The 22657-nt window shown below is 72.8% G+C and carries 22 protein-coding genes; 10 read left to right on the top strand and 12 right to left on the bottom strand.

Going from position 1 to position 22657, the window contains the following annotated elements; genetic code table 11:
- The first annotated feature begins 288 nt into the window (after positions 1-288).
- From VGD70_RS13815 to VGD70_RS13790, 6 genes are all read left to right on the top strand, one after another.
- Positions 289-1281, top strand: coding sequence for a Gfo/Idh/MocA family protein (locus tag VGD70_RS13815; protein WP_331081758.1), 993 nt, complete (start codon positions 289-291; stop codon positions 1279-1281).
- Positions 1278-2144, top strand: coding sequence for a fumarylacetoacetate hydrolase family protein (locus VGD70_RS13810; protein ID WP_331081756.1), 867 nt, complete (start codon positions 1278-1280; stop codon positions 2142-2144). Before VGD70_RS13815 ends, VGD70_RS13810 begins: the two co-directional genes overlap by 4 nt.
- Positions 2141-3736, top strand: coding sequence for a D-aminoacylase (locus VGD70_RS13805; protein WP_331081754.1), 1596 nt, complete (start codon positions 2141-2143; stop codon positions 3734-3736). Before VGD70_RS13810 ends, VGD70_RS13805 begins: the two co-directional genes overlap by 4 nt.
- Positions 3737-3744: 8 nt before the next feature.
- Positions 3745-4617, top strand: a complete 873-nt coding sequence (locus VGD70_RS13800) for an IclR family transcriptional regulator (protein WP_331081752.1) — start codon at positions 3745-3747, stop codon at positions 4615-4617.
- 8 nt (positions 4618-4625) lie between these two features.
- Positions 4626-5456, top strand: coding sequence for an amidohydrolase family protein (locus VGD70_RS13795; RefSeq protein ID WP_331081750.1), 831 nt, complete (start codon positions 4626-4628; stop codon positions 5454-5456).
- A 194-nt stretch (positions 5457-5650) separates the two neighbouring features.
- On the top strand, positions 5651-5935 hold the full coding sequence (locus VGD70_RS13790) for a hypothetical protein (protein ID WP_331081748.1): 285 nt from the start codon (positions 5651-5653) through the stop codon (positions 5933-5935).
- Here VGD70_RS13790 and VGD70_RS13785 read toward each other — a convergent pair.
- The 12 genes from VGD70_RS13785 to VGD70_RS13730 all read right to left on the bottom strand — a co-directional run bounded on the left by VGD70_RS13785 (position 5932) and on the right by VGD70_RS13730 (position 17618).
- A complete protein-coding gene (locus tag VGD70_RS13785; protein ID WP_331081746.1) occupies positions 5932-6306 on the bottom strand; it encodes a VOC family protein in 375 nt (124 codons plus the stop codon). The genes VGD70_RS13790 and VGD70_RS13785 overlap by 4 nt on opposite strands.
- A gap of 43 nt (positions 6307-6349) precedes the next feature.
- Positions 6350-8443: a putative bifunctional diguanylate cyclase/phosphodiesterase gene (locus VGD70_RS13780; protein ID WP_331081744.1), complete on the bottom strand. Its 2094-nt coding sequence runs from the start codon at positions 8441-8443 to the stop codon at positions 6350-6352.
- 208 nt (positions 8444-8651) lie between these two features.
- Positions 8652-10970, bottom strand: coding sequence for a xanthine dehydrogenase subunit D (pucD, locus tag VGD70_RS13775; protein ID WP_331081742.1), 2319 nt, complete (start codon positions 10968-10970; stop codon positions 8652-8654).
- Complete coding sequence (locus VGD70_RS13770) at positions 10967-12322, bottom strand: 8-oxoguanine deaminase (protein ID WP_331081740.1); 1356 nt, start codon at positions 12320-12322, stop codon at positions 10967-10969. The genes pucD and VGD70_RS13770 overlap by 4 nt, the downstream gene beginning before the upstream one ends.
- On the bottom strand, positions 12319-12810 hold the full coding sequence (locus VGD70_RS13765) for a (2Fe-2S)-binding protein (protein ID WP_331081738.1): 492 nt from the start codon (positions 12808-12810) through the stop codon (positions 12319-12321). Before VGD70_RS13765 ends, VGD70_RS13770 begins: the two co-directional genes overlap by 4 nt.
- On the bottom strand, positions 12810-13664 hold the full coding sequence (locus VGD70_RS13760; protein WP_331081736.1) for an FAD binding domain-containing protein: 855 nt from the start codon (positions 13662-13664) through the stop codon (positions 12810-12812). The genes VGD70_RS13765 and VGD70_RS13760 overlap by 1 nt, the downstream gene beginning before the upstream one ends.
- Positions 13665-13666: 2 nt before the next feature.
- Positions 13667-14542, bottom strand: a complete 876-nt coding sequence (gene pucL / locus VGD70_RS13755; RefSeq protein WP_331081734.1) for a factor-independent urate hydroxylase — start codon at positions 14540-14542, stop codon at positions 13667-13669.
- 2 nt (positions 14543-14544) lie between these two features.
- Entirely contained in the window at positions 14545-14862 is a 318-nt protein-coding gene (uraH, locus tag VGD70_RS13750) for a hydroxyisourate hydrolase (protein ID WP_331081732.1), read from the bottom strand.
- 70 nt (positions 14863-14932) lie between these two features.
- Positions 14933-15442 (bottom strand): 2-oxo-4-hydroxy-4-carboxy-5-ureidoimidazoline decarboxylase, encoded by a 510-nt coding sequence (gene uraD, locus VGD70_RS13745; protein WP_331081730.1) that lies wholly within the window; start codon positions 15440-15442, stop codon positions 14933-14935.
- 72 nt (positions 15443-15514) lie between these two features.
- Positions 15515-15898 (bottom strand): RidA family protein, encoded by a 384-nt coding sequence (locus VGD70_RS13740; RefSeq protein ID WP_331081728.1) that lies wholly within the window; start codon positions 15896-15898, stop codon positions 15515-15517.
- A 5-nt stretch (positions 15899-15903) separates the two neighbouring features.
- Positions 15904-16686: an IclR family transcriptional regulator gene (locus tag VGD70_RS13735; RefSeq protein WP_331081726.1), complete on the bottom strand. Its 783-nt coding sequence runs from the start codon at positions 16684-16686 to the stop codon at positions 15904-15906.
- Positions 16683-17618: a sugar kinase gene (locus VGD70_RS13730; protein ID WP_331081763.1), complete on the bottom strand. Its 936-nt coding sequence runs from the start codon at positions 17616-17618 to the stop codon at positions 16683-16685. Before VGD70_RS13730 ends, VGD70_RS13735 begins: the two co-directional genes overlap by 4 nt.
- Before the next feature lie 172 nt (positions 17619-17790).
- Here VGD70_RS13730 and VGD70_RS13725 point away from each other — a divergent pair, with 172 nt between their 5' ends.
- The 4 genes from VGD70_RS13725 to VGD70_RS13710 all read left to right on the top strand — a co-directional run.
- Positions 17791-19086, top strand: a complete 1296-nt coding sequence (locus tag VGD70_RS13725; protein ID WP_331081762.1) for an amino acid deaminase — start codon at positions 17791-17793, stop codon at positions 19084-19086.
- Entirely contained in the window at positions 19086-20678 is a 1593-nt protein-coding gene (locus VGD70_RS13720; protein ID WP_331081725.1) for a D-aminoacylase, read from the top strand. The genes VGD70_RS13725 and VGD70_RS13720 overlap by 1 nt, the downstream gene beginning before the upstream one ends.
- Positions 20679-20681: 3 nt before the next feature.
- Entirely contained in the window at positions 20682-21302 is a 621-nt protein-coding gene (locus tag VGD70_RS13715; protein WP_331081723.1) for a bifunctional 4-hydroxy-2-oxoglutarate aldolase/2-dehydro-3-deoxy-phosphogluconate aldolase, read from the top strand.
- 30 nt (positions 21303-21332) lie between these two features.
- Positions 21333-22657: gluconate:H+ symporter (locus VGD70_RS13710; protein ID WP_331081760.1), on the top strand; the 1325-nt coding region annotated here is incomplete at its 3' end.

Raw genomic sequence — 22657 nt, 5'->3', positions numbered from 1 at the left:
AACGGCCTCGTACCGGGCGTACTTGGGGCTGTTTTCGTGTCAGTGAGCGAGAGTGACGGAGCGTTCGCCGTCTGGACTGACGAGCGCGCGCAGGCGCGTCAGCGCCGAGCACGTGAGGAGGGAAGACGGCGAGTAGCGCAGGAGCGAAGCGAACCATCCAACACAGTGAGCGGGAGCGACGGAGCGTTCGCCGTCTGGACTGACGAGCGCGCGCAGGCGCGCCAGCGCCGAGCACGGGAGGAGGGAAGACGGCGAGTAGCGCAGGAGCGAAGCGAACAGTTCAACACAGTGAGCGTGCTCGACGTGCTGCTCGCCGGGTTCGGTGGGCTCGGCTCGCAGGACCACCAGAGCGCCATGTACCTGCCCGCCCTCACCGCGCACCCCGGCTTCCGGGTCGTCGCCGTGGCCGCCACCGGGCCCGCCGACGCCGAGCGCGCCCAGGCGGCCGCGCGGCGGCTTTCCCTTCCCTACCACGACGATCTCACCATCGCACTGGACACTGTGGACGCTCCGGTGGTCTCCGTCGCCGCGCCCGCCGCCCAGCGCGCCGACGTGCTCACCACCGTTCTCGGCCGCGGCCGGCACGTGCTGGCCGACAAGCCGCTCACCCCGACCCTGGCCGAGGCCGAGCGCGTCGCCGAGGCCGCGCGGCGGGCCGGCACCACGGTCGTCGTCGCGCACCACCACCGGTTCCATCCGATGATCACCGCCGCCGCGGCCGCGCTGCGCGGCGGGCGGGTCGGGCTGCCCTGGAACGTCCAAGCCGACTTCGTGGTCGCCGGCGGCAACCCGTGCCCCGGCGAGGAGCTGCTGAACTTCGGCGGCTACCCGGTCGACGTCGTCGCCGCGCTGACGGGGCTCCCGGTGCGGCGGGTCCACGCGCTCAGCGCCGGCGACGGGGAGCTGAGCCTGCTGGCCCTCGACCACGAGCACGGGCTCACCAGCACCATCGTCGTCGGGCGCACCACCCCGCGGGCCGACGTCCGGCCCGGCGGCCTCGCCCGGCACCACTACCGGGTCAGCGGCTCGCACGGCGTCCTCCTCCTCGACGCCACCAAGCCCGCCGCCACCGTCACCACCGCCGCCGGCGTCGACCGGCACTGGCTCACGATCGACACGGTCGACGGGCTGCTCGACGAGCTGCACGCGGCGGTCACCACCGGCCGCCCCACGGTCGTCGGCATCGAGGAGGCCCTGCGCACCGCGCGCGTGCTCGCGGCGGCCGGCCAGTCCCTCGCGCAGGGTGTGCCGGTCCCGATCGACGGAGGACTACTCGGATGAAGCTGGTGACCTACCGCCACGACGGCGCGGTCCAGCACGGCTACCTGCTCGAGGACGAGACGGTCGTGCAGCCGCTCGGCACCGGCGACCTCGGCCCGCTGCTGGAGCCCCTGCACCGCAAGGGCACGCTCCGCGCCACCGACCCGGCGCTGCCGGTGGCCGACGTGGAGCTCCTCGCCCCGCTGCTGCGGCCGGGCAAGCTCCTCGCCGCCGCCGCGAACTACCAGGACCACGTCACCGAGAGCGGCGCCCCGCCGCTGGACCGGTCGCGGCTGTCCCCCCGCCTGTTCCTCAAGCCGTCCACGTCGATCGTCGGCCCCGGCGCGGACATCCCGCTGCCCACGGTCAGCAAGGAGGTCGACTGGGAGGCCGAACTGGGCGTGGTCATCGGCGCCACGGCCCGCGACGTGCCGGTCGAGGCGGCGCTCGACATCGTCGTCGGCTACCTCACCTCGAACGACGTCTCCGCGCGCAGCATGGACTTCGGCTACGAGCGCGACACCGGCGACAAGGCCGTCTGGTTCTTCGACTGGCTCGCCGGCAAGTGGCTCGACGGGTTCGCCCCGCTCGGCCCGTACCTCGTGACCGCCGACGAGGTCCCCGACCCGCAGGCGCTGGAGCTGACCCTCGACGTCAACGGGCAGCGCAAGCAGCACGGCAGCACCAAGGACATGATCTTCAGCTGCGCCGAGCTGGTCTCGTTCGCGTCCACGCTGATGACCCTCGAGCCGGGCGACGTGTTGCTCACCGGCACCCCGTCCGGCGTCGGCGCGGCCACCGGCGAGTACCTGAAGGCCGGCGACGAGATGTCGGTGACCGTCGCCGGGCTCGGCACGCTCACCAACCGGATGGTCGGCCCTTGACCGACCTGGTGCTCGGCGGCGGCACGCTGGTGGACGGCACCGGCGCGCCGCCCCGCGCCGCCGACGTGCTCATCGCGGGCCGCCGCGTCGAGGCCGTCATCGAACGAGTCGTCGAACCAGGCATCGCGCCGGGCATCGCGCCAGGCGTCCCACGGCTGGACGTGTCCGGGCGCGTGGTGTGCCCGGGGTTCGTCGACATCCACACCCACTCCGACCTCGCGCTGCTGTCGAACCCGTTGGCGCACAGCAAGGTCCGCCAAGGTGTCACCACGGAGGTGGTCGGCAACTGCGGGCTCGGCGTCGCCCCGCTCGGGTCCGATGTGGACCCCGCGGCGCTGCGCCAGGCGGTGGCCTACCTCGACCTGGACCCGGCCGTCGGGATCACCTGGCGGACCGTCGCCGAGTACCTCGACACCCTCGCCGCGGCCCGGCCCAGCCTGCACGTCGGCACGCTCGCCGGGCACGTCCCCGTGCGGACCGCGGTGCTCGGCTTCGACGACCGCCCGGCGAGCCCGGCCGAGGTCACGGCGATGGCCGACGTCCTCGCCGGCGCGCTGCGCGACGGCGCGCTGGGCCTGTCCACCGGGCTGATGTACCCGCCGCTGCGCACCGCCCGCACCGACGAGCTGGTCGCGCTCGGCGAGGTCGTCGCCGAGCACGGCGGCGTGTTCGCCTGGCACCTGCGCGACTACGGCGACGACCTGCTCGCGTCGGCCACCGAGGCGGTGCTGATCGCCCGGCGGGCCGGCTGCCGCACGCAGATCTCGCACCTGTGCTCGGTCGGCGAGCGCAACTGGGGCCGGGTGTCCGAAGTGCTCGCCATGCTCGACGCCGAAGGTGTGGAGACCGGCACGGACATCGGCGTGGACATCTACCCCTACCTCGCCGGCAACGCGCCGCTGAGCCAGCTGCTGCCGGAGTGGGTCACCGACGCCGGGCCGTCGGTGATTCCCGAACGGCTCGCGGATCCCGTTGTGCGGCAACGGATCGCGGCCGCCTGGGCACACAACGCCGTGCCGTGGACGGAGATCACCGTGGCCAGCGGCGCGGACGCGGCGGTGCTCGGCCGGACCGTCGCCGACCTGGCCACGGACAGGCCGGCGGTGGACGTCGTGCTCGACCTCGTCGCCACGCACGGCAACGGCGTCTTCATGACCGCGGGCGGGCGCAGCCCCGAGGACCTGCGTGCGGTGCTGGACCACGACCGGGCCGTCGTGGCCTCCGACGGGCTCGCGCTCGACCCGGACGGCCCGACCGGCCGCGGTTTCCCGCATCCGCGCTCGTACGGCACGTTTCCCCGGGTGCTCGCCCGGACGAGCGGGACCGCCCTGGCCACGGCCGTCCACAAGGCGACCTCGGCACCCGCGCGGCGGGTCGGGCTCACCGATCGGGGCGAGGTCCGGGCAGGACAGCTGGCAGATCTTGTCGTGTTGGACATGGAACGCCTTGCCGATCGCGCTACCTTTCTTCATCCGCAGCTGTTCCCAGCGGGCGTGGAGCACGTGCTCGTCGCCGGGACAATGGTGGTGGAGAACGGAAGCCACACCGGTTCGCGACCGGGCGACGTGGTGCGACGAGCCCCGACGAAGTGAGGATCGAGATGGCGACAAAGGCACGCGGCGCGCGCCCGACCAGGACCGAAGACCAGCTCGGGCCCAAGAGCGCCAACTACCACACGCACGCGCTGACCCGCGGCCTCGTGCTGCTCGACCTGCTCGCGTCGGTGCCGCCACCGCTCACGCTCACCGGGATGCACGAGCACACCGGCCTGCCCAAGAGCACGCTGGTGCGGCTGCTCGCCGCGCTCACCGAGATGCGCTTCGTCGTGCGGGTGGACGAGCGGCCCGCGTACCGGCTGGGGCACAAGGTGATGGCCCTCGCCGACGCCTATGTGTCCAGTTTGGACCTCTCGGCCGCGGCCGGCACCTATCTGGACACGCTCAGCAGGGAGACCCAGCAGACGTCCAACCTTGGGCTGCTGGACGGCACCGAGGTCGTGCACGTGTGCGTGCGCACCCCGGACCGGCCGCTGCGCTTCGAGACCAGCCCCGGCGCGCGGGACAGCGCGCACTGCACGGGGCTGGGCAAGATGCTGCTCGCCGGTGTCGACCCGGCCGAGCTGAGCGCGCACCTGCCGCCGGAGCCCTACGCCGCCCGCACCGACCGCACCATCACCACGCTCGACGAGATGTCCAAGGAGATCCGCCGCACCGCCCGGCGCGGCCACGGCATCGACGACAACGAGGGCAGCACCGGGCTCAAGTGCGTCGCGGTGCCGGTCACCGTGGGCGGCCAGATGCTCGCCGCGCTGTCGGTGTCCGGGCCGGCCGGCGAGTTCGGCCGGGAGAAGCAGAAGGACTACCTCGAGCGGCTGCACGAGACCGCCGAGGCACTCGCCGCCGACTACGACGTGGTCGCCGTGCTGCGCCGGATGTACGAGTCGCTGGGCGAGTCACCGACCCGAAGGGCTTAGGAGCACCCGTGATCGACGTCCACACGCACTGCCTGCAGCACACCCACTGGGGTCCGGAGTGGGACGCCCACTGGAAGCCGGTCTACAAGCGGGAGTGGGTGGACGTCACCCCGGCGGACTTCGACCAGGCGATGGGCGACGGCGGCGTCGGCCTGGCGTTCGTGTTCGGCATGCGGGCCACCAAGGCCGGCGTGCGGACGCCGAACGAGTTCGTGGCGCGGTTCTGCGCGGCGACCGCCACGCCGACGGTCGGCTTCATGTCGCTGGACCTGTCCGACCCCGACGTGCTCGACCAGCTCGCCGACGGCGTCGCGAACGGGCTGCGCGGGATCAAGCTCTACCCGGTGCTGGCCGGCTTCGACCCGCGCGACACCGCGCACGACCCGTTCTTCGCCGAGGCCACCCGGCTCGGGCTCGTGGTGCTGTGGCACATGGGCGCCACGCCCAGCCCCGCCGGCGACCTGTCGCTGTCCAACCCGCTGCTGGTCGACGACGTGGCGCGGCGGCATCCGGACCTCGTGCAGATCATCGCCCACCTCGGGCACCCGTGGCAGCGGGAGAGCATCGTGACGTGCCGGAAGAACCGGCGGGTGTTCACCGACGTGTCGGCGTCCTGGGCGCGGCCGCTGGACGGCTACCTCGCGCTGGTCCGCGCGCAGGAGTGGGACATCGTGGACAAGCTGCTGTTCGGCTCGGACTATCCGATGTGGACACCCAAGGAGGCGGCCGACGGGCTCCGCGCGCTGGCCGCGACCGCAACGGGACTACCCAGCGTGCACGAGTCGACACTGGACCAAATCCTGCACGGCGATCCTCTCGGGGATCTCGGCCTCGCCTAGGCCGTTCGGCGCAACGCGTTGGTCCCTCCGGGCAACAGGTGTATCTAACTTCTCCCCCGGCACTCAGTATCTGTAACAGCGTGTGAAGAATTTCGATGAAACCCGACGGGGTCAGTCAGCATCCAACGAAGTGTCAGTGCCGAGTGCTACAACAGACTCGCAGGGGATTTCCGAGCAGTACAACGAGGAACACCATGTCCATCGCCCGCGCAGCAGCGCCAGTGTCCGAAGGTCTGAACCACCGAGCCATCTCGATGCTCCGCGCCGTAGTGGCCGGGCGGGCGCAGATCAGCTGCAGCAGCGAGCCGGATCTGTTCATCGACGACGTTCCGTGTTGTGACCAGTACACCGCGCACGTGCTCGCGCACGCCGGGCTGATCGAGCCTGTCACCAAGGGCGTGGTCGGCCAGCTCGTGCCGGCGCGGCTCACCGGTGCCGGTGAGGCAGCCCTGACGCCGCGCTCGGTGGCCGCCGCTTAGCGTTGGTCCTTGCGCATGGGGTGGTTCTCGGGGATCTCCACCAGCACGATCCGCACACCGTCCGGGTCCGCGATCCACATTTCTCGCAGGCCCCAGGGTTCTTCTCGTGCCTCTCGCACGATCGTCACGCCGCGTTCCCGCAGGTCGCGCTGCGTGGTCTCGAGGTCTCGTACCTGGAGCCAGAGCGCCAGGTTCGCCCGGTCTCCCGCGGTGCCTCGGCCGGAGAGTTCCAGTAGGCCGGCGCCCAGGTAGAAGACCGTGCCGCCGGGGAACTCCCGGTGGATCGCCAGGCCTAGGGTGTCGCGGTAGAAGGTGAGCGACGTCGCTGGGTCGGTCGGGCGCACCAGGATCCGGCTGCTGAGGATCTCCATCCTTCGACGATCTCACGTCCTGCGCTGGGCCTCGCGTCCCGCATCACGCTACGAAAAGGTGCTCCGCGTCCTGCGGGTTGCCCGCTGGGCCCGTGAAGTTTCCCTGCACCGTGTCCGCGCCCGCCTCGCGCCACCACTCGTACTGTTCCTCGGTCTCGATGTCGCCCACGATCACTGAGGTGCCGGACTCTCGTACCAAGGGGATCAGCTGGCGGATCGACCTCGTGAACAGGCTCTCCTCGTCCTGGCGGTCCACCCGCGACACCACCCGGCCGGACATCTTCACCGCGCGGACCGGCAGGTCCTCCAGGCAGGCCAGGTCGCCTCGGGTGGTGCCGAACTCGTACAGCACCACACCTATGCCGAGATCCCGCAGCACGTCGAGGTTGTCCTCGGCGAGCCCGTCGTTCATACACAGCGCCTGGACCGGCATGCCGAGGCGCAGCTGGTCCGGGGAGAGACTGGCATCAGTGAGCACCGCCTGGATCGCGGACACCAGGTCCGGGTCGCCGGCCAGTTCCACGGTGAGCTCGACGTAGAGCTTCGGCAGGCCGCCGTTGAACCGGTCGGTCCACGAGCGGAGCTGGTCGCACGCGCGGCTGAGCATCCAGCGGCCGATGGGCAGCGCGAGGCCGGTCTCGGCGAGCACCTCCAGGCAGCGTTCGTGGTCCAGGCGGCCCTGCTCGGCGTGGTCCCAGCGCAGGAGCGCCTGCACGGCCACGATGGTCTTGTCCCGCACCGACACCAGCGGCTGGTACTCGATGCCGATCTCACCGTTTTCCCAGGCCCCGGGCATCGAGCTGGCCAGCGCGAAGCGTGACCGGTCGCGCTCGTTCTGGTCGGTGTCGACCGTGCTCCACTGGCGGCGGCCGGTGGTCTTGAGTCGCTGGAGGGTGGTGTCGGTGGCCCGCAGCAGCTCCGCGGGCGCGGTGTCCGGCGCGGGGTGGTGCGCCACGGCGATGGTCGCCGTGGTGGCTATGCCCTCATCGCCGATGTAGACCGGCTCGGTGAGCTCGTCGTTGATCCGGACCGCCAGCGACGCGGGCGCGGGCGTGGTGGGCGAGTTCTCCAGCAGCACGCCGAACTCGTCGCCGTCAAATCTGGCTATGGTGGCCGTCTCGCCCTCGAAGACCTCGCGCAGCCGCGTCGCCACGGTCTGCAGCAGCCGGTCGCCCGCGTCGCGGCCGATGCCGTTGTTGATCGCGCGGAAGCCGTCCAGGTCGAGATGGAACACCGTGATGTCCTCGACCCTGTTCTTACCGCGCAGCGTCTCCTCCAGCCGGCCGACGAACCGGTGCCGGTTCACCAGCCCGGTGAGCACGTCGTGCGTCGCCTGGAACTGCAGCTGGCCCTCGAGGAAGTGCTTGTCCGACACGTCCTCGGCAGACGTCACGTAGAAGCTCGCCGTGCCGTCCGGTGCGCGTAGCACCGACGCGGACAGGAAGACCAGCGCCTCCTCGCCGTCCGCGCGCAGGAGTCTTCGCCGCTCCCGGAACGGCAGCGAGTCCTCCTCCAGGAGTACCTGGTAGCGCAGCCGCAGGTAGTCCGCGTCGTCCGGGTGGAAGATCTCCTCCAGCCGGTGCGCGATCACCTTTCCCCGCCGGTGCCCCAGGATCTCCGCCAGCGCGCGGTTGGTCCTGATCAGCCCGCCGTCGAGATCGCTGATGGCCATGCCGACCGAGGACGTCGAGAAGATCTCCTCGAACTTCGCCTCGCTGTCCGACAGGGCGCGCTCGGCGTTCTCCCTGGCCCGGATCAGCGCGAGCGTCAACCCTTCCTGCTCGTCGAACAGGCGCCGGCGCATGCCGTCGCTGAAGCCGCGCGCCATGGCGCTGAACACGTGTACGAGCTTGTCGGCCGCCTTGTCGATGCCGTCCAGCTCTGGTAAGTGAGGCATTTCCTTGCCCAGTACGTAGACCGAACTCTCGACACACTCGGAGCTGGTCAGGCCCAGCTCCACCAGTCGTTCCGCGACAGCTGCCGCCGGCTCGGCCGTGAACGGCTCCGTGCGCAGGGCAACGACGAGGTCGCCGAGCGCGCTCGACAACGCCCGCTCGATCTCGTCCCTGGACCGCGCGATGTAGATGACCTGGGCCAGCGCCTCCGCCCACTCAGAGGCCAGCTCAGGTCGATCCACCGGAGCCATCCGTTGGCCAAGTCATCCGAGTCGTCCTTCTCCGGTGAGCCGCTGGTTGACGTTACCAGCGACCGTCGAACGCACTCTGCGCCCAAACGGGCACCACGTGCGGGCGACGGACCCACCCTAAGTGGTTCAGGGTGAGCCAAACGGGTGAACTACTTTCAGTTATTGGCCGGACGGTAATTGTCGCCATTCGTGATCATGACTACGGGCCGTCTTTCTGGGACACATCAACGATGTGTTCCGGGCGCACGGGGACCCGCGAGAGCGCGATCCCTGTGGCAGCACGGATCGCGGCGACGATGGCCGGCGTCGACGACAGCGTCGGCGCCTCGCCGACGCCGCGAAGTCCGTACGGCGCATGGGGATCCGCGCGTTCGAGCACGTCGATGGGCATCGGCGGCATGTCCAGCACGGTGGGGATCAGGTAGTCGGTGAACGACGGGTTGCGCACCACCCCGTCGACGACCTGGATCTCCTCCATCACCGCGAGCCCGAGGCCCTGCGCGGACCCGCCCTGGATCTGGCCGACCACCGCGTCGGGGTTCATCGCCTTGCCGACGTCCTGCGCGCAGGCCAGCTCCACGACCCGCACGAGGCCGAGCTCGACGTCCACGTCGACCACCGCCCGGTGCGCGGCGAACGCGTACTGCACGTGCGCGAAACCCTTGCCGGTCACCGGGTCCAACGCCTCGGTGGCCCGGTGCCGCCACTCCACGGTGCGCTCGACGGGCTCCTCGCCGAGCACCTCGGCGAGGTCGGCGAGCACCTCGTGCGCGGCCGTGACGAGCTTGCCGCCGGTCAGGCCCTCGGCCCGCACCCCGAGCCGCCGCGCCGCCAGCTCGAGGACCGCGTCGCGCACCTCCTCGCACGCCGCCTTGACCGCGCCGCCGGTGACGTAGCTCTGCCGGGACGCCGAGCTGGAGCCCGCGCTGCCGACGCTGGTGTCCGACGGCTGGATGACCACCCGCTGCACGCCCAGCTCGGTGCGCGCGATCTGCGCCTGCAGCGTGACCAGGCCCTGGCCGACCTCGGCGGCCGCGGTGTGCACCATGACGACCGGCTCGCCGCCGATCAGCTCGAGCCGCACCCGCGCGGTCGAGTAGTCGTCGAAACCCTCGGAGAAGCCGACGTTCTTGATGCCGACGCCGTAGCCGACCCCGCGCACCACACCCTCGCCGTGCGTCGTGTTGGACACCCCGCCGGGCAGCTCGCGCAGGTCGCGCGGCGCCGCCGGCTCGGCCGGCATCGGCTTGGCGCGCACCAGCTCCAGCAGCTCGGCCACCGGCGCGGCGGAGTCGACCACCTGGCCGGTCGGCATCACCGAGCCCTGCTCGACGACGTTGCGGATGCGCAGGTCCACCGGGTCCATGCCGAGCGCCTCGGCGAGCTTGTCCAGCTGTGACTCGTAGGCGAAGCAGGCCTGCACCGCGCCGAAGCCCCGCATCGCGCCGCACGGCGGGTTGTTGGTGTAGACGCCGTAGCTGTCGACGTGCACGTTGGGCACCTGGTACGGCCCGGCGCCGAGGGTGGCCGCGTTGCCGGTGACCGCGGCGGTGGTCGACGCGTACGCGCCGCCGTCGAGGATGATCTCGGCCCGCACGTAGACGAGGTCGCCGTCGCGGGTCGCGCCGTGCTCGTAGCGCAGGACCGCCGGGTGGCGGTGCACGTGGCCGAAGAACGACTCCTCCCGGCCGTAGACGATCTTCACGGGCTTGCCGGTGCGCAGCGCGAGCATGCACGCGTGCACCTGCATCGAGAGGTCCTCGCGGGCGCCGAACGCGCCGCCGACGCCGGCGAGGTGCAGCCGCACCTTCTCGGTGGGCAGGCCGAGCGCGCCGGCGACCTGGCGCTGGTCGGCGTGCAGCCACTGGGTGGCGATGTAGAGGTCGACGCCGCCGTCCTCGGCGGGGACGGCCAGGCCGGACTCGGGGCCGAGAAAGGCCTGGTCCTGCATGCCGACGGTGTACTCGCCGGTGACCACGACGTCGGCGGTGGGCGCGGGCTCGCCGAAGCGGATCCTGGCGTGCCGCACCACGTTGCCGTCCGGGTGGGTGGGGTGCAGCACCGGCGCGTCGGCCCGCATCGCGGCCTCGGCATCGGTGACGGGCTCGAGCACCTCGTAGTCGACGCGGACCCGGGCGGCGGCGCGGCGCGCGGTCTCGGGGTGGTCGGCGGCGACGATCGCGACCGGCTCGCCCTGGTAGCGCACGACGGTCTCGGCGAGCACCGGCTGGTCGGGATGCTCGAGGCCGTAACGGTTCTCGCCGGGCACGTCCTCGTGGGTGAGCACCGCGTACACGCCCGGCACGGCGAGCGCGGCGCCGAGGTCGATGCCGCGGATGCGGGCGTGCGGGTGCGGGCTACGCAGGGTCGCGCCCCACAGCATGTCCTCGTGCCACAGGTCGGAGGAGTAGGCGAACTCGCCGCGGACCTTGAGGTTGCCGTCCGGGCGCACCGGGCTGTCGCCCACCACGCCGGTGGTGGAGGTGAGGGTCTCGGTCGTGCTCTTCGACGCCGTCATCTCGACACCGTCGCCAGCAGCCGCTCGCTCGCCGCGCGCAGCGCCGCCGCGGCGTCCACTTCGGACACCGTGCGGCAGACGCCGTCCTCCACCACCGACCGGCCACCGGCCAGCAGCAGCGCGAGCCGCGGCAGCGCGCCGAACACCAGCGCGGCCACGGGGTCGGCGATGCCGGCGTGCTCGACGCCGTCGAGCCGCCACACCGCGAGGTCGGCGAGCTTGCCCGGCTCGAGCGAGCCCAGCTCGTCCTGGCGGCCGAGGCAGCGCGCGCCGCCCATCGTGGCCAGCCGCAGGGCGTCCCGAGCCGTCAGCGACGCCGGGCCGCCCCGCAGCCGGGCGAGGTGGGTAGCCTGGCGCAGCTCCACCCCGAGCCCACCGTCCTCATTGGACGCCGCGCCGTCGGCGCCGAGGCCCACCGGCACGTCGGCGGCGATCAGGTCGGCGACCCGCGCGATGCCCGCACCCAGCCGGGCGTTGGACGTGGGGCAGTGCGCGACGCCGGTGCCGGTGGCGCCGAGCCGGGCCACCGCGGCGTCGGACAGGTGGATGCCGTGCGCGAGCCACACGTCGTCGCCGAGCCAGCCGGTGCGGTCGGCGTACTCCACCGGCGTGCAGCCGTACTCGTCGAGGCACTGCCGCTCCTCGTCGACGGTCTCCGCGAGGTGGGTGTGCAGCCGGACCCCCTTGTCCCGGGCCAGCTCCGCGGCGCCGGACATCAGCTCGGGGCTCACCGAGAACGGCGAGCACGGGCCGACCGCGACCCGCACGAACGACGCGGGCGCGGGGTCGTGGTAGCGGTCGATGGCCGCCGCGGTCCCCGCCAGCGCCTCGTCCAGGTCCTCCACGATGGAGTCCGGCGGCAGGCCGCCGTTGGACTCGCCGCGGTCCATCGAGCCGCGCACCGCGTGCAGCCGCACGCCGACCTGCCCGGCCGCGCCGACGACCGACGCGAGCAGGTCGCCCGCGCCGCGCGGGTAGACGTAGTGGTGGTCGGCGGCCGTGGTGCAGCCGGTCTTCGCCAGCCGCACCAGCCCGGCCACCGCCGCGCTGTGGGTGATCTCGTCGTCGATGCCGGCCCAGACCGGGTACAGCTCGGTGAGCCACTCGAACAGCGTGGCCTGCTGGGCGAGCCCCCGGGTGGCCCACTGGTAGAGGTGGTGGTGGGTGTTCACCAGGCCGGGGGTGACGAGGCAGCCGGTGCCGTCGACCCGCCGGTCGACCGGGCCGTCCGGGGCGGGGCCGGCGCCGACGGCCTCGATCAGCCCGTCGGCCACGACGACGTGCCCGGAGGAGTGCTCGGTGCCGGCCGCGTCGACCGTGGCGACCGCGGCGCCGTCGATGACGATCCTCATGCCCGCTCCCCCGCCTGGCCCGCCTGGCCCACCTGGCTCGCCGCGAGCCGCACGGCGTCCAGGATCTTCTCGTACCCGGTGCAGCGGCACAGGTTCCCGGCGAGCGCCTCGCGGATCTCCGCGTCGCTCGCGTGCGGGTCGCGGTGCACCAGGTCGTGCGCGGCGACGACGAGGCCCGGCGTGCAGAAGCCGCACTGCACCGCGCCGGTGCGGACGAACGCCTCCTGCACCGGGTCGAGCTCCTCGCCCGCGCCCAGGCCCTCGACCGTGCGCACCGACCGGCCCTCGGCCTGGCCCGCGGCGACCAGGCACGCGCACACCGGGGTGCCGTCGAGGTAGACCGTGCAGGAGCCGCACTCCCCCTGCTCGCAGGCGTTCTTCGAGCCGGGCAGGCCGAGCCGCTCACGCAGCACGTACAGCAGGCTCTCGCCGGGCCACACGTCGTCCGCGGTCCGCGGCTCGCCGTTGATCTCCACGTTGACCCGCATCAGGACCACCTTCCCCGTTCCTGCCAGGCCCAGCCCAGCGTGCGGCGGGCCAGCACGGACAGCGCGTGCCGCCGGTAGGCCGCGGTGCCGCGCACATCGTCGATCGGGCGCGCGGCGGCCGCGACGAGCTCGCCGAACTCCCTGCGCACGTCCTCCGCCAGCGGTCCGCCGTCCCACGGCAGGACCTCGGCGGCGTAGTCCTCGGCGGCCTCGGCCCGCAGCGGCGTGGGGCCGGCGGAGCCGATGCCGGTGCCGACCGTGCGGCGCCCGAGGTCCAGCGCCAGGCCGAACGAGCAGACCGCGATCACCATGGCGTTGCGGGTGCCGACCTTCGCGAACTGCTGCGGCCCGGTGGCCTTCGGCACGGTGACCGCGGTGATCAGCTCGTCGGGGGCGAGCGCGGATCGCTTGGGGCCGTGGAAGAACTCGGTGACCGGGACCGTCCGGGTGCCGGTGACCGAGGCGACCTCGACGGTGGCGCCCTGGGCGAGCAGCGGCGGGTGCGCGTCGCCGGCGGGCGAGGCCGAGCCGAGGTTGCCGCCGACCGTGCCGCGGTTGCGGATCTGCGGCGAGCCGACCGTGCGCGAGGCCATCGCGAGCCCCGGCAGGACGTCGCCCAGCTCGGTGACGATGCGGGTGTAGGGCACCGTGGCACCCAGCCGGACGTGCCCGTTCTCCTCGGTCCACGCGGCCAGCTCGGCGACGCCGCCGAGGTCGAGCAGCGCCGGCGGGCGGCGCTTGTCGAAGTTGAGCTCGACCATGATGTCGGTGCCGCCGGCGATCGGGACCGCGCCGGGTGTCCCGGCCTTCATGGCGAGGGCCTCGTCGAGCGTGGCCGGTCTCAGGAAGTCCACCGCTACCACCACGCCAGGCCGGGCTCGGGCGCGCCGTCGCGCACGACGGTGCCCTCGATCAGGCCGTAGGGCCGGTCGGCGGCGAAGAACACCTCGCCGGGGTTGTCCAGCTCGAACGGGCCGAGGTCGACGAGGAAGTGGTGCTTGTTGGGCAGCGCGAGGCGGACCTCGACCAGCTCGTCGCGGTGGCGCAGCACCCGCTCGCCCATGGCGTGCAGGGTCTGCTGGAGCGACAGCGAGTGGGTGTCGGCGAACGCCTCGAGCAGGTGCCGGCTCGCCTCCCGGTAGGACTCGGCCCAGTCGCTCGTTCCGGCGTGGCCGGCGTGGCGCCAGCGCGCGGTGACCGCGGTGGCGAGGATCCGGTCGTCGGCCTCGGGCAGCGTGGTGTAGCGGTCGCGGTGGAAGCCGTGGAACTCCGAGCCGGTGGTGTTCAGCACGGTGACGTCGGCGATCCCGGAGACGACCCAGGCCTGCTCGCCGTCGTAGGTGACGGTGGCCGTCCGGGTGCCGGCGGCCCGCGCGAACGAGTGGTGCGCGGGTGCGCCGCCGACCTCGATGCGCTCCCACCGGTACTGCTCGACGCGCACCCGGGCCTTGCCGATGGTGGGCGTGGTGTCGACGAAGTGGCGGGCCAGCCGCAGGCCGAAGTCCTCGATCTCGCCGACGCCGTCGCGGGCGAAGGCGAAGACGGTGTTCTTCTGCGTGTCGGTGGGCAGGACGCCGCTGTTGTCGCCGGTGAGGTGGGTGGCGGCCAGGTCGCCGGCGAGCGCGGTGCTGACGTTGAGATCGGTGATCGAGTGCCGGTCCGCGCCGCGGTCCACCCGGACGAGGCGGGTCTCGGCCTTGCCGTACTGGTTCTCGCCCAGCCGGATGTCCATGTTCAGCTCCCCCGGTAGGTCGAGTAGCCGAACGGGCTGAGCAGCAGCGGAACGTGGTGGTGCACGGCCGGGTCGGCCACCCGGAACGCGACGGCGACCTCCGGGAAGAACGCGTCGGGCCCGAGGTAGTCGCCGGTGCCGAAGACGAGCCGGTAGACGCCGGCGGCCTCGATGCCCCAGCCACCGATGCGGCCGTCGACGTCGGTGCAGCCGTCGACGATCACCTGCCAGCCGCCCTCGCCGCGGGCCTCGAGCCGGACGGGCACGTCGCAGGCCGGCCGGCCCACCGTCGTGTCCAACACATGAGTGGAAAGACTCACGACTCCCCCTCGCAGGCTCGGTGGAGCCGCTCGCGGTGACCCTGTGACATTGGTTCGCTCGCAAGCTCACTCACGATCCGAACGCCTTCCCCAGTCGCAGATCCACGATCTTGTTGAGCTCCACGCGCACCACTTCCCGTTCGGAGTCGGGGTCGTTGCCGAGCCGCTCGCGCAGGGCGAACAGCATCGCCTCGGCGGACAACCCTGTCGCGCAGATCAGGAAGACGTACCCGAACCGCTCCTCGTAGGCAACGTTCCCGACGACGAGATCCTCCTGCGTCTCGATGGTGGCCGCGCCGGCCCCCGCCTGCTCGGCCCGCGACCACGCGGCCTCACGCCCGGCACCGGCCGCGCGCTCCCCGATCCGCGGATGCGCGGCGAGTGCCTGCAGGATGTCGTCCCAGCTCAACTCGCCGATGACGGTCTCGGAAACACCCCGTAACCGCGCGAGATCGGGATAAGGCCTGCGGGCGAGCAGCTCGTCGGCCCACCGCCGCGACGCGCAGCAGGCCAGCAGCTCCCGCTCGGCCTCCGCGGCCTCGGCGAGGTTCAACCGGTCGAGTGCGGTTTCATCGGGCATTTCCGGAACTGTACTAACCCGGCCGCCGCGACGCTGCCCTCGTCAGTCGCTGGTCACGGTGGGTCGCGAGTGCTACTCGACGACCGCCAGCGCGTCGATCTCGACGAGCAGGCCCGGGGGAAGGCCGACGTAGACGGTGGTGCGGGCCGGGAAGGGCTTCGGGACGAGCTCGCTGTAGGTCGCGTTCAGCTCGGGGAAGTGCGCCGTGTCGGTGAGGTACACGCGGAACATCACCACGTCGTCGAAGGTGGCGCCGCCGGCCTTCAGGACGGCCTCGACGTTGGCCAGCACCTGGCGGGTCTGCTCGGCCACCGTGGCGCCGACGACCTGCCCCGTCACCGGGTCCATCGCGACCTGGCCCGCCACCTGCAGGATGTTGCCCTTGCGGATGCCGTGCGACAGCGGCACGGGCGGCGGGGTGGCAGCGCCGTCGGGGTGGATCGCGATCTTCGCCATGGAACTCAGTTCTCCCTAGGGGTGTTCGACACGTTCGGCACGTCCGGCGCGGACCAACCACACTCGGCGGACGCCTTCTCCGCCGCGGCCAGCAGCACCGGCACGAGCTTGAGCAAGCCTTCCAGATCCACCAGCACCTGCGGCACCGACAGCGAGAGTGCGGCGATCACCACACCCCGCGGCCCGCGCACCGGCGCCGCGACGCAGTGGATGAGCTCCTCGTGCTCGGCGTTGTCGACGGCGTACCCGCGCTCGGCCACCCGCGCCAGCTCGGCCAGCAGCGCGCGCTGGCTGGTCAGCGTGTTCGCGGTGAGCTTCGGGTAGTCGATCGACGCGGTCACCCGGGTCCGCTCGTCCTCGGGCAGCGCGGCGAGCAGGACCTTCGCGACCGCCGTGCAGTGCAGGGGCGCGCGCCGGCCGATGCGGGAGTACATCCGGACGTTGTGCCGGCTCTCGTACTTGTCGATGTAGATCACCTCGCCGTCCTCGTAGGACGCCAGGTGCACGGTGTGCCCGGTGGTCAGGTTCAGCTCGCGCGCGGCCGGCTCGACGCTGCGCCGCACGTCCCGCTCGTCCAGCGCGCGGAACGCCAGCTCGAACAGCGACGTGCCCAGCCGGTAGTACCGCACGCCGCTGCGCTGCACGAACCGGTGCGACTCGAGCGTGCGCAGCAGCCGCAGCACGGTCGACTTGTGCACGCCGACCCGCTCGGCCAGCTGGTCGAGGTTCTTGGGGCCGCCGGCCAGCTCGTCCAGCAGCGTCAAGGCCCGGTCCAGACTTTGGCTCATGAGACGTGCGCCGCCGCCCACTCGGCCTCGTCGGCGTCCAGCAGGCGGGCCACGACCTCGGCGGGCAGCGGCGGGCCCACGTCGTCGTGGGTGCGCAGCGCACCCGCGGCCCGCAGGTGGCCCGCCCGCAGCCGCCGGACCGGGGCCGCGCCGGCGAGCGCGGCGGCGAGGTACCCGGCGGCGAACGCGTCACCCGCGCCGACCGGCTCCACGACGTCGACCCGCAGCGCCCGCTGGAACACCTCGGGCAGGTCGGTGCCGGTGGCGGGGTCCCGCTCGATCAGCGTGGCGCCCCGCTCGGCCTGCTTGACCACCAGCGTCGCCGGCTCCGGCAGCAGCTTGCGGATCGCGGCCGGCTCGCCGACGCCCCACATGGTCTCCGCCTCGTCCGCGCCCACCAGCACCACGTCGGCGAGCGCGGCCAGCTCCCGCAGCACGGCCGGGTCCCGGTCCGCCCACAGCCGCGGCCGCCAGTTCACGTCGAACGACAGCTGGTGCGCGCGGGGCGCGGCCAGCAGCGCGCGCATCAGCGCGAGGCAGCTGTCCGACAGGGCCGGAGTGATCCCGCTGGTGTGCACCAGCCGCACGCCGTCGAGCGGGAGCGTCGCCAGCAGCGACGGGCCCAGGGCGGACGCCGCCGAGCCGCGCCGGTAGTAGCGCACCGGACTGCCCGCGGCGTCGGACTCCTTGATGTACAGGCCGGTCGGCCGGTCCGGGTCGACGAGCACCGCGGACACGTCCACCCCGTGCGCGGCCACGAACGAGACCACCGCGCGGCCGAAGGCGTCGTCGCCCACCGCGGAGACCCACGCCGAGCGCAGCCCGAGGCCGGCGAGCTGACAGGCCACATTGGACTCCGCGCCGCCGACCGTGCGGGTCCACGTGCGCACCTCGGCCGGCGGTCCGGGCTCGGCCGGCACGAACAACGCCATCGACTCGCCCAGGCACAGCACGTCCACCGCTCCCACGATCGACCGTCCCTTCCGGACTGCGTTGACTGGCCGGGCACGGGGATGCTACACAGCTCTGCGGCACATAGCGCAATAGTCGTTGCACATCACGCAATGGCATCATGCGGTGGGACATGCGGTGGGAGCTGAGTCGATGGTGCAGGCCGGGCGTATCGACCGCGAGGCCGTCGCGGCGATCCTCGAGGAACGGATCGACTGGCGGTTCAAGGGAATGCCGGCCGCGACGTCCGGAATGTCCATCGCCGACGCGGGCAAGGCGGGGCTGAACCTGTTCCGCGACGGCTTCCTGCCGCCGGTGGTCGTGCTGGACGGCGAGGCACTCGAGCACAACCTCGCCGCGATGGCCGGCTGGTGCGCCGGCCACGGGTTCGCGCACGCGCCGCACGGCAAGACCACGATGGCCCCGCAGCTGTTCGCGCGGCAGTTCGACCACGGCGCGTGGGGCCAGACCACGGCCAACGCGAGCCAGCTGCGGGTCTACCGGGCGTTCGGGGTCAGCCCGGTCATGCTCGCCAACGAGCTCGTCGACCCGGCCGCGCTCGCCTGGCTCGCCGGCGAGCTCGACCGCGACCCGTCGTTCGCGTTCTGCTGCTGGGTCGACTCCGTGCGCGGGGTCGGGCTGATGACCGAGGCGCTGCGCGGGGCGGGCCGCCAGATCGACGTGCTGATCGAGGTGGGCCTGCCGGACGGGCGCAGCGGCGTGCGCGACCGGGCGGCGGCGATCGAGGTCGCGGAGGCGGTCGTGGCGAGCCCGGCGCTGCGGCTGGTCGGGGTCGGCGGCTACGAGGGCTCGGTGTCGAGCGAGTCCACCCCGCAGGCCCTGGCCGCGGTGCACGGCTACCTCGCCGGGCTGCGCGCGCTCACCCTCGACCTCGCCGCGCGCGGGCACCTCGACGGCGTCGAGCAGGTGATCGTCACCGCCGGCGGCAGCGCGTACTTCGACCAGGTGGCCGAGGTCCTCGGCGAGCCGTGGCCCGAGGGTCTGCCGGTCCTGCCGGTCCTGCGCAGCGGCGCGTACGTCACGCACGACTCGGGCTTCTACGACCGGATCTCCCCGCTGGGCGCGCACCCGCGCATCGCGGGCGCCCCGCCGCTGCGCCCGGCGCTGCGGGCGTGGGCGCAGGTGAGCTCGCACCCCGAGCCGGGGCTGGCGCTGCTCACCGCGGGCAAGCGGGACGTGCCCTACGACATCGACCTACCGATCCCCCAGCTGCTGCGCCGCGGCGGGTCGACCACGCCGCTCGCCGGCACGGTCACCGCGCTCAACGACCAGCACGCGTTCCTCCACTACGACACGCCGGTCGAGGTCGGCGACTGGGTCGGCCTCGGCCTGTCGCACCCGTGCACGACGTTCGACAAGTGGCCGCTGCTCCCCGTCGTGGGGCCGGACGGCGAGACCGTCGTCGACCTGATCCGCACGTACTTCTGATGCCCGGTCTCGTCTTCCGCGACGCGACGGTGGTCGACGGCACCGGTGCCGCGGGGTACCGCGCGGACGTGCGGGTGCGGGACGGCCGGATCGCGGAGATCGGGTCCGGGCTCGGCGGCGACCGGGTCGTGGACGCGGCCGGGCTGGTGCTCGCGCCCGGGTTCATCGACATGCACGCCCACTCCGACCTGCAGATCCTGGCCGAGCCCGACCACCTGGCGAAGGTGTCGCAGGGGGTGACGCTGGAGGTGCTCGGCCAGGACGGCCTGTCCTACGCGCCGGTCGACGACGCCACGCTGGAGGCGCTGCGCGGGCAGCTCGCCGGGTGGAACGACGACCCGCCGGGGTTCGCGTGGGACTGGCGCGGCGTCGGCGAGTACCTCGACCGGCTCGACCGCGGGATCGCGTGCAACGCCGCCTACCTGCTGCCGCAGGGGACGATCCGGATGCTCGCGGTGGGCTGGTCCGACCGGCCGGCGACCGAGGCCGAGCTGGACCGGATGCGCACGCTGGTCGCCACGGGGCTCGCCGAGGGCGCGCTCGGCATGTCCTCCGGGCTCACGTACACGCCGGGGATGTACGCCTCGACCAGCGAGCTGGTGGCGTTGTGCGAGGTGGTGGCCGCGGGCGGCGGGTACTACAGCCCGCACCACCGCAGCTACGGCGCCGGCGCGCTCGAGGCGTACGCGGAGATGGTCGAGGTGTCCCGGCGGTCCGGGTGCCCGCTGCACCTGGCGCACGCGACGATGAACTTCCCGGTGAACACCGGCCGCGCCGGCGAGCTGCTGGCGTTGCTGGACGACGCGCTCGCGGCCGGCGCGGACATCTCGCTCGACACGTACCCGTACCTGCCGGGCGCCACCTACCTGTCGGCGCTGCTGCCGAGCTGGGCCACCGACGGCGGCCCCGACCGCACGCTAGCCCGGTTGTCCGATGTGGACACCCGGGAACGGATCCGGGTGGACCTGGAGGAGCGCGGCTCGGACGGCTGCCACGGCGTGCCGGTGGACTGGGCGAGCATCGAGATCAACGGCGTGCGGCTGGCCGCCAACGCGCACCTGGTCGGGCACAGCGTCGCCGAGTCCGCCCGCCGCGCGGACCGCCCGCCCGCCGAGCTGTACTTCGACGTGCTGGTCGCCGAGCGGCTCGGCACGTCCTGCCTGATGCACGTCGGCGACGAGGACAACGTGCGGGCGATCATGCGGCACCCCGCGCACACCGGCGGGAGCGACGGCCTGCTCGTGGGCGACCGGCCGCATCCCCGGGCGTGGGGCACGTTCCCGCGCTACCTCGGCCACTACGTGCGTGACCTGGGCGTGCTGGGCCTGGAGGAGTGCGTCGCGCACCTGACCGGCCGGGCGGCGCGCCGGCTGCGGCTCACCGACCGCGGCCTGGTCCGCGCCGGGTATGCCGCCGACCTGGTCCTGTTCGACCCGGCCACCGTGGCCGACACGGCGACCTTCGACAACCCCCGGCTGCCGCCGGCCGGGATCCCGTACGTGCTGGTCAACGGCGTCCCGCTGATCGACGACGGCCGGCATACCGGCGCACTGGCCGGGCACTCCATCCGCAACCATCCTCGGAAGGCCTGAACCGTGGACCTGCTGGCCGAGCTGACCGCCCGCCGGGCGCTGTGCATCATCCGCGCGCCCGCCATTCCCGACCCGGCCGACCTGGCGGCGACCCTCGTCGACGCGGGCCTGCCGATCGTCGAGTTCGCCCTGACCACGCCCGGTGCGCCGGGGCTGATCGAGGCGGCGTCCACAGTGGAGGGTCTGATCCTGGGCGCGGGTACGGTGCTGACCGCGCAGGACGCCCGGGACGCGATCGCCGCCGGCGCCCGCTTCCTGTTGACCCCGGGCCTGCGCCCGGAGGTGGCGGAGGAGGCGCGGCGGCAGGGCGTGCCGGTCGTGCTGGGCGCGATGACCCCCACCGAGGTGGCGAACGCCATGGACCTGGGTGCGACGGCCGTGAAGGTCTTCCCGGCGGCCCGCCTGGGCCCGGCCTACTTCGCCGACCTGCACGGCCCGTACCCGCACACCCACCTCGTCGCGACAGGCGGCATCACCACGGCCAACGCCGCCGAGTTCCTGGCCGGCGGCGCCCTGGCGGTGACCGCGGGCAGCGGCGTCGTCGGCCCTGCCCTGGCCGCGGAGTCCCGGCTGGCCGAGATAGGCCGGCGGGCCAAGGAGTTCGTGGCCGCGGTCGCGGGCTGACCACAACCGAAAGGCAACCGGATGTCGGGGATCGTTCACTGGTTGCAGCACGAGACGTCCGGCCTGCTGCTGCTCGCGGCCGTCGGGATCGCGTTGCTGCTCCTGCTCATCATCAAGTTCCGGGTCGAGCCGTTCATCGCGTTGCTGATCATCGGGCTGCTCACCGCGCTCGCCGCCGGACTGCCGGTGCAGTCGCTCGTCGGGTCGCCGCAGAAGCCCGGGGAAAGCCTGCTGGAGACCGGGTTCGGCGGGATCCTCGGGCACATCGCGGCCATCATCGGGCTCGGCACCATGCTCGGCGCGATCCTCGAAGCCTCCGGCGGGGCGCAGGTGCTCACCCGCCGGCTGCTCCGCGCACTGGGCGAGAGGCGGGCGCCGCTCGCGATGGGGCTCGCCGGGCTGATCTTCGGCATCCCCGTGTTCTTCGACGTCGGGATCTTCGTGCTCGCGCCGCTTGTCTACGTCGCGGCCAAGCAGGGCGGCGGGTCGATTCTCCGGTACTGCCTGCCGCTGCTCGCCGGGCTGTCGGTCACCCACGCGTTCCTGCCGCCGCACCCCGGACCAGTCTCCGCGGCGGCGCTGATCGGCGTCGACCTCGGCTGGGTGATCCTCATGGGCGCGGTCTGCGCGATCCCCGCCTGGTACATCGGCGGCGTACTGTTCTCGAGCTGGATCGCCAAGCGCATCGACCTCCCCGTGCCCGAGGAGATGCTGGCCGCGGCCCGGGAGGAGACCGAGGACGAGCCGTCGCTCGCGCTCGTGCTGTCGATCATCGTCGTGCCGCTCGTGCTGATCCTCGCCGGCACGTTCGGCAGCATCTGGCTGCCGGAGGGCTCGATCGCCATCGGCATCGCCACGTTCATCGGCACGCCGGCCGTCGCGCTGACGATCGCCGTCCTGCTGGCGTTCTGGCTCCTCGGCTACCGGCGCGGCATGACCCGCACGGAGATCGCGGAGATCGGCGCCCTCTCGCTGCGCCCGGTCGGCATGATCCTGCTCGTGGTCGGCGCCGGCGCGTTCTACGGCGCGGTCCTCAAGGCCACCGGCATAGGCGACGTGGTGGCGGCCACCCTGCACGACGCGGGCCTGCCGGTGATCGTGGCGGCGTACGTGATCAGCTGCGCGCTGCGCATAGCCCAGGGCTCGGCCACCGCGGCGATCGCCGCCACGGCCGCGATCATCGGCCCCACCCTCACCGACGTCCACTACTCCCAGCCGCAGCTGGCCCTGATCGTGGCCGCCATCTGCGCGGGCTCGATCATCGCGTCGCACGTCAACGACGGCGGCTTCTGGATCGTGTCGCGCTACTTCGGCATCTCGGTGAAGGACACGCTGCGCTCGTGGACCGTCCTGGA

The organism is Actinophytocola sp., assembly GCF_036402745.1.
GTDB lineage: Bacteria > Actinomycetota > Actinomycetes > Mycobacteriales > Pseudonocardiaceae > Actinophytocola.
The sequence above is the reverse complement of the archived record's forward strand: the minus strand, read 5'-3'. Positions and strand labels throughout refer to the sequence as shown.

Coding starts and splice junctions, on each gene's coding strand:
- VGD70_RS13810 (WP_331081756.1), top strand. CDS start 1,278: ATGAAGCTGGTGACCTACCGCCACGACGGCGCGGTCCAGCACGGCTAC.
- VGD70_RS13800 (WP_331081752.1), top strand. CDS start 3,745: ATGGCGACAAAGGCACGCGGCGCGCGCCCGACCAGGACCGAAGACCAG.
- VGD70_RS13790 (WP_331081748.1), top strand. CDS start 5,651: ATGTCCATCGCCCGCGCAGCAGCGCCAGTGTCCGAAGGTCTGAACCAC.
- VGD70_RS13785 (WP_331081746.1), bottom strand. CDS start 6,306: ATGGAGATCCTCAGCAGCCGGATCCTGGTGCGCCCGACCGACCCAGCG.
- pucD (WP_331081742.1), bottom strand. CDS start 10,970: ATGACGGCGTCGAAGAGCACGACCGAGACCCTCACCTCCACCACCGGC.
- VGD70_RS13770 (WP_331081740.1), bottom strand. CDS start 12,322: ATGAGGATCGTCATCGACGGCGCCGCGGTCGCCACGGTCGACGCGGCC.
- VGD70_RS13765 (WP_331081738.1), bottom strand. CDS start 12,810: ATGCGGGTCAACGTGGAGATCAACGGCGAGCCGCGGACCGCGGACGAC.
- pucL (WP_331081734.1), bottom strand. CDS start 14,542: ATGGACATCCGGCTGGGCGAGAACCAGTACGGCAAGGCCGAGACCCGC.
- uraD (WP_331081730.1), bottom strand. CDS start 15,442: ATGCCCGATGAAACCGCACTCGACCGGTTGAACCTCGCCGAGGCCGCG.
- VGD70_RS13740 (WP_331081728.1), bottom strand. CDS start 15,898: ATGGCGAAGATCGCGATCCACCCCGACGGCGCTGCCACCCCGCCGCCC.
- VGD70_RS13735 (WP_331081726.1), bottom strand. CDS start 16,686: ATGAGCCAAAGTCTGGACCGGGCCTTGACGCTGCTGGACGAGCTGGCC.
- VGD70_RS13730 (WP_331081763.1), bottom strand. CDS start 17,618: ATGGCGTTGTTCGTGCCGGCCGAGCCCGGACCGCCGGCCGAGGTGCGC.
- VGD70_RS13725 (WP_331081762.1), top strand. CDS start 17,791: ATGGTGCAGGCCGGGCGTATCGACCGCGAGGCCGTCGCGGCGATCCTC.
- VGD70_RS13720 (WP_331081725.1), top strand. CDS start 19,086: ATGCCCGGTCTCGTCTTCCGCGACGCGACGGTGGTCGACGGCACCGGT.